Annotated in this window: 5 protein-coding genes and 1 pseudogene; 3 read left to right on the forward strand and 3 right to left on the reverse strand. The window is 69.5% G+C overall.

Going from position 1 to position 6,445, the window contains the following annotated elements; translation table 11 throughout:
- Nucleotides 1-7 precede the first annotated feature (7 nt).
- The gene (locus tag CFN78_RS15995) at nucleotides 8-946 is read right to left on the reverse strand and encodes a LysR family transcriptional regulator (protein WP_094863625.1); all 939 of its coding nucleotides are present in this window, start codon (nucleotides 944-946) and stop codon (nucleotides 8-10) included.
- Nucleotides 947-1,031: 85 nt separating this feature from the next.
- On the opposite strand from CFN78_RS15995, the gene CFN78_RS16000 reads away from it, so the two are divergent.
- The 3 genes from CFN78_RS16000 (at nucleotide 1,032) to CFN78_RS16010 (ending at nucleotide 3,992) form a co-directional block, all read left to right on the forward strand.
- A complete protein-coding gene (locus tag CFN78_RS16000; RefSeq protein ID WP_094863574.1) occupies nucleotides 1,032-2,351 on the forward strand; it encodes an aspartate aminotransferase family protein in 1,320 nt (439 codons plus the stop codon).
- A 324-nt stretch (nucleotides 2,352-2,675) separates the two neighbouring features.
- Complete coding sequence (locus tag CFN78_RS16005; RefSeq protein ID WP_094863575.1) at nucleotides 2,676-2,909, forward strand: hypothetical protein; 234 nt, start codon at nucleotides 2,676-2,678, stop codon at nucleotides 2,907-2,909.
- A 126-nt stretch (nucleotides 2,910-3,035) separates the two neighbouring features.
- Nucleotides 3,036-3,992 carry a GntR family transcriptional regulator gene (locus CFN78_RS16010; RefSeq protein WP_094863576.1) on the forward strand — a complete coding sequence of 319 codons (957 nt, stop codon included), beginning with the start codon at nucleotides 3,036-3,038 and terminating at the stop codon, nucleotides 3,990-3,992.
- 379 nt (nucleotides 3,993-4,371) lie between these two features.
- On the opposite strand, the gene CFN78_RS16015 is transcribed toward CFN78_RS16010, so the two are convergent.
- A complete protein-coding gene (locus CFN78_RS16015) occupies nucleotides 4,372-5,943 on the reverse strand; it encodes a GMC family oxidoreductase (RefSeq protein WP_094863577.1) in 1,572 nt (523 codons plus the stop codon).
- Between the two features lie 342 nt (nucleotides 5,944-6,285).
- Nucleotides 6,286-6,445 (reverse strand): annotated as a pseudogene (locus CFN78_RS30215) (ABC transporter permease); the annotation flags it as partial.

Consider the following 6,445-nt stretch of genomic DNA (forward strand, 5'->3'; position numbering starts at 1 on the left):
CGGCGGGCTACGGCCTGCGCAGCTCGGGATTGCCGCCGCCGGGGACGGTCAGCGGCGGGACGTCGGCGTGGTCGCGCAGGGCCTCGACGACCGCGTGCACGGCCGCCCGGGGCGCGGAGCCGCGGCGGGTCATCGCGGCGACGGTGCGGTGGACCGGGGTGGTGAGTTCCCGCGTCACCACATCGTGCCCGGCGTCGATGGCGAGGCCGGGCAGCAGCGCGATCGCGCGGCCGGCCTCGACGTGCCGGAGCAGCAGCAGGTAGTTGGTGAAGCGATACGCCACCCGGGGCTCGAACCCCGCCTCCCGGCACAGCCGGAGGGTGAGTGTGTCCATATAGGAGTCGACCCGGTCGCTCACCCAGGTTTCCTCGGTACAGGCGGCCAGGTCGACAACCTTCCGATGGACGAGCTGATGACCCGGCGGCAACACGAGCATGATCGGGTCGGTGCCCAGCGTGACGATGTCGATGTCGCGGCCCCAGGGGAACTGGACGTAGTCGGTGGTCGTGACGATCACGTCCACCTCGCCGGAGCGGAGTTCCGGTCCGCTCTCGTGTGGTTCCAGCTCGATCAGTTCCAGCCGCAGGTGCGGGTGGGTCGCGGCGAGCTGTGCCGTCGCCGGTACGGCCAGCGCGTGGATCGCGCTCTGGAACAGGCCGACCCGGACGGTGCCCATCGGCTCGTCGTTGAGTGCCCGCAGCTCGGCCTCGACCTCGGCCATCTGGTCCAGGATCTCCCGGCCGCGACGGGCCAGCATCACGCCCGCCCTGGTCAGCCGTACCCGCCTGCCGCTGCGTTCGAGCAGTCGGCAACGGGTCTCGGTCTCCAGCAGCGCGAGCTGCTGGGACACCGTGGAGGCGCTCAGGTGCAGTGCCTGCGCGACCGCCCGGACCGTGCCCGCGTTCTCCAGTTGGCTCAGCAGGCGCAACCGCCATGGGTTCAGCATGACCCCATCTTGTACGACAACGTCGAACAGCAGAACCAGGATCGTGTACTGGACGCGCACACCAGCCTTTCCTAGCGTCGGGGGCATGGCTACCGATCTCACCCGTCCCGATCACGAACACCACCTGGTCCGGTACTCCGGCCACGGCTCCTTCAGCCCCGAACTCATCGCGCGAGCGGCGGGAAGCTCGGTGTTCACCGAGGACGGGCGCGAACTGCTCGACTTCACCTCGGGCCAGATGAGCGCCATCCTCGGCCACTCGCACCCGGAGATCGTCGCGACCGTGCGCGAGCAGGTCGGGCACCTCGACCACCTGTACAGCGGAATGCTGAGCAGGCCGGTCGTCGAACTCGCCGAGCGGCTCGCCGGGACGCTGCCCGAACCGTTGACGAAAGCCCTGATGCTGACCACCGGGGCGGAGGCCAACGAGGCCGCGTTGCGGATGGCGAAACTGGTCACCGGCAAGCACGAGGTCGTCTCGTTCGCCCGCTCCTGGCACGGGATGACGCTGGCCGCCGCGGCCGCCACATACAGCGTCGGACGGGGCGGCTACGGCCCCGCCGCGCCGGGCAACTTCGCGCTCCCCGTCCCGGACCGGTTCCGTCCCGCGATCGTCGACGAGGCCGGTGAACTGGATTGGCGCCGCCAGCTCGACCTGGGCTTCGACCTGATCGACGCCCAGTCCGTCGGCAGTCTGGCTGCCTGCCTGGTCGAGCCGATCCTGTCCTCCGGCGGCGTCGTCGAGCTTCCGCCCGGCTACCTCGCCGCCCTGCGGGACAAGTGCCACGAACGCGGCATGCTCCTCATCCTCGACGAGGCCCAGACCGGCCTGTGCCGCACCGGCGACTGGTACGCCTTTCAGCACGACGGCGTCGTCCCGGACATACTGGTGCTGTCGAAGACACTCGGCGCCGGGCTGCCCCTGGCCGCGGTTCTCACCAGCCCCGAGATCGAGCAGCAGGCGCACGATCGCGGCTTCCTGTTCTTCACCACCCACGTCAACGACCCGCTGCCCGCCGCCGTCGGTTGCACCGTTCTCGAGGTCGCGACCCGCGACCATCTCGACAAGCGCGCCCGTGATCTCGGCGCCCTGTTGCGCAGCGAGCTGGACACGCTGGCCGGCCGGTACGAGGTGGTCGGCGACATCCGCGGCCGGGGGCTGCTGGCCGGGCTGGAGCTGGTCGACAGCCGCGACGAGGGAGCGGGCACCGCGGGTGCCGAACGACTCGGTGCCGCCGTCACCCGCCGCTGTCACGAACTCGGCCTGCACGTCAACATCGTCCAGCTCCCGGGGATGGGCGGCACCTTCCGCATCGCGCCACCGTTGACCATCTCCGAGGACGAGATCACCCGAGGCATGGCGATCCTCGACCAGGCACTGGCCGACACCTCGAGCCTGCTGTGACGACCACCTGAGCGCGAGCACACGGCGCCGAGCCGGCGGGCGCCGTGTGTCGCTTGTGGACAGTGATCCCTTCGGCGACCTCGATCGCGGTGTCCAGGAAGGACCAATCACCGACGGTGGGCTCACCGGAGAGTGAGCAGTGCCCGGCCGCCGAAGCGGGGCCCTCGCCCGGCCGGCGAGCGGGCACACCTCGGGCTATGGCGAATTGTGTGCTCGCCGGATTCTTATGATCATTAGTGCGGATGTACGGCACGCCCGGAATTCCATAGCGTCGTGGGTGAGGCACGGACCGCGACCGTGCCCACGAGCGCAAGGAGCGATGGGATGACCGCACCCGAGGCAGTGACCTCGGCCGCGAGGTTCGGCGGTCCGGTCCTCGTCGGCGACAGGCCGCCGGGCGGCGAAACGGCGGCGGTCGCCTACGCCGTGCTCACCGGCTTCGGTTTCGCCGTCATCGGCGGCGCGCCCTGGAAGGGGCCGGCTCCGGCGATCCGGGTCGCCGCCGATTCGCCGGTCGGCGAACTGGCGGCGGCCGGGACTCACGCTCCGACGAGCTGACACCGGCCGGACCACCGTGATGTGCAGATCTCCGGAACCGCTGTCGATGAACGACGACGTCATCGTGCCCGGTACCCGAAGTAGTTACACTGGCCCCGTTCATGTCTCAGACAGGAAGAGCCGGTGATGGTGGACATACAGGTGGTGATCCGCCACTCGGACATGCCCATCTATCGCCAGATCGTCACGCAGTTGTCGTTCATGATCGAGAACGGTGATCTCCGGACCGGGCAGACCCTCCCCAGTGCTCGGCTGCTGGCGGACAACCTGCACATCAATCGCAACACCGTGGCCCGCGCCTACGTGGAACTCAACGACATGGGTCTGGTCGAAAGCCGGGGACGTGGTGGAACCTGTGTGTCCAGCCCGGTGCCCACCCGAAACGTCTCCCCCGCTCGGGAGCGGGCCAGGGAGATACTCGAGACGGCCACCAAGGAGTGCATCGACCTCGGTGTGTCCGTTGCGGAGATCAAGTCGCTGGTCGCGGGCCTCGCCATGCGCGCGGAGGTCGATCTGCTCAAGGTCCTGTTCGTCGAGTGCAACGCCGATCGAGCCGGCTATTTCGCCGGCGAACTCTCCAGCCACGTCGGGCTCACGGTGAAGCCGCTGGTGCTCGGGGAGTTCGATCCGGACACCGAGCAGGTCGACCTGGTACTGACCACGTTCTTCCACTTGGCGGAGGTGCGGACACTCTGGCGGCGCTCCCGGACCGAGGTGGTCGCGATCGTTGTCGCACCCCATGTGCAGACACTCGTGCAAATCGCTTCCGTGCCCAAGAACAAGAGAATCGGCATTCTGTACTCCACCGACGATCAGGCCGCGAGCATCAAGGATTCGCTGACACAGTCCGGAATACACAACATCGAGATACTCCGCGACGTCGAGGACCAGGACATCGAGGGCGTCGACCTCGTGGTCGTTCCCAGCGAGATGCCGCACCTGAAATCTCGTCTCGACGGCCGCGTCAAGGTCATCGAGTTCGGCAATGTGCTTGACGCGGCATCCATTCGGATGGTGACCGAGGTGGTCAGCGACATGCGGACCGCGAAAAGGGAAGCCGCGCCCGAGGGCCCGGCCCGGTAAGGACCGCGCGGCCCGCCGGCGCGTGCGGACACCTCGATCGGCCCGGGCACGCCCGACGGTCCGGCGGCCCGCGCCGTCAGGGCACCATCGGGTCCGCTTCGTCCGGCCCGGGGAGCAGGAACAAGATGGCGGCGTCAGCCCAATCCGGTGGTATCCCCTCGCCCTCACACCACCCGCACGGCAACCGGACGGTGACGATCCCTCCCCAGTCGGCCCGGTACTGCATCCATCCGTCACCGTACCCACTTCCCTTACAGGGCAGGCAGGACGCACTGAGCCGTACGTGTGAAGCCATCACGCGATCCTTCCCCGCTTCACCTGGATCGGTCCGCGGCGCCGGGCCCGCTCTGTCCTCATCGGACGGACGCCGGATCGACGGTCAGTTCCGGGCTATCCGGTCGGCCATCGCCTCGCCGACCATGACCGCGGCGAGGTGCGTGTTCGCCCTTGGCACGGAGGGAAAGACCGAGGCATCGACGACGCGCAGTCCGTCCACTCCGAGCACACCGCAGTCCCCGGCGACGACGGCGGACGGATCGTCCGGACTGCCCATGCGGCAGGTGCTCGTCGCGTGCTGGGCGTCGGCGGCCGTCGCGAGCAGGTGGGAATCGAGGCGGGTGTCGTCGTCGAGGGCCGCGTAGAGGCTCGCGTTCGCCTTGTCGAGCGCACCGTCCGAAATGGAGGCGACTCCGGGGTCGGCCGCCAGCTCGGCGAGCGCTCGCATGCCCTCCCGCAGCCGCGCGCGGTCCCGTTCGTCCGACAACATCGACTCGCGAACCACCGGCTGGACGGCAGGGTCCGCAGAGGCGAGTTCGACCGAACCCCGCGACCAGGGCTGGTTGAGGATCAGCCCGAAAGCACCCGCGCCGAAGCGGAAGCCGGTGTACTCGGTCGGCAGGATGCTCTGGTTGAACGACACCAGCATCATGTCGAGCGCTCCGCCGTCGGGATGGCCACTGGAATACCGGACGCAGACGTTGGTGTGCCGGTCGTCGGGGGTGCGGATCGCCGCGGCCTCACGCAGCGGGACGGAGATTCCGGTGAGCGGATGATCCTGCAGACCCTGGCCGACGGGCAGGTCCGCGAGAACATCGATGCCGAGGCCGCGCAGTGCCGCCGCCGGGCCGATGCCGGAGCGCAACAGGACGGTCGGCGAGTGAATGGCGCCGGCGCTGAGCACGACGAGATCCGCGTGCACGTCGATGGGAACACCATCGGCCAGATACCGCGCACCCACCGCACGATTCCGGTCGAAGAGGACGCGTTCGACGAGCGCATCGCCGCGAATGGTGAGCTTGCCGCTCCCCCGGGCCGGTTCCAGATACCCGTCGTTGACCGACACCCTTCTGCCGTCGCGTGAGTTGATCGGATACGGGGAGACCCCGGCCGCTCCGGGAGCGTTGACATCCTCCGCCCACGGGTGGCCCGCGGCGAGCGCGGCGGCGTGCAGCGCGGCGTCCACCGAACCCCACGCCGAGCGTGGCGTGCGGTGGATGGGAACGGGTCCGCCGGTTCCGTGGTACGGCCGTTCGCCGAACTGCTCGTCGTCCTCGGAACGGTTGAAGAAGGGCAGAACGTCGGTACGGGACCACCCGGTGCAGCCGGCCGCGGACCACGCGTCGAACTCCTCCAGCGGCGGCCGGATCGCGATCTGCCCGTTGATCGCCGAGCTGCCACCGGTGCCACGACCACGCCAGTAGGGGGCGGCGGCCTGTGTGTCGGTCCTGGTGGCCAGTAGCTCGGGCCAGACCAGGTCGCGCCCGGCGTCCGGATCGAGCAGGGCGGGGATCGGGTTCGGTGATCGCAGTACCTCGGGAAGGGCGGTGGCACGGTAGTCGGGGCCGGCTTCCAGCAACAGGACACGACGTCCGGTGTCCGCGAGTCGCGCGGACAGCGGCGCACCAGCCGATCCCGCTCCGACGACGATGACGTCCCAATGCTGCACGGTCACAACTGCCTCCTGAGGATTCGGGGCCGGCCACGAGGCCCGGCCCGCCGGTTCAGGCACCACCGGCCGATCGGAAGTACTGCACCCCAGGAAAGACCGTGCCGCCACGGCACACTCAAGACCGGGGTGTTGTGAGTCAAGTCACTGGGCCTGCGAGGCGATCCGCTTGCCCGGCGGGGACGGTCCTCAACGGACGAATCGCCGCGGAGCGGTCACCCGGCCGCGGGCGAGTGGGTGCCACGCCCGCCCACAGGCACGCGAGTACGGCCCACCGAGGTGAGTCCGATGTGGACCGATGGCCGGGTCGGGCGTCCGCGAACCACGGACGCCCGACCCGGGGTGCCGCTACCGGCGGGGTTCCCAGCGGAAGAGGCGTGCGGCGAGGGTGACGGCGACGATGACCCAGGCCGCGGTGGGGGCGAGCAGGAGCAGGGAGTCGCCGAGTGGGACGCCGCCGTTCCAGGCGTTGGTGACCAGTTCGGTGGCGGAGCCGCCGGGCAGCAGG

It is taken from the genome of Amycolatopsis antarctica (genome assembly GCF_002262875.1).
GTDB lineage: Bacteria > Actinomycetota > Actinomycetes > Mycobacteriales > Pseudonocardiaceae > Amycolatopsis > Amycolatopsis antarctica.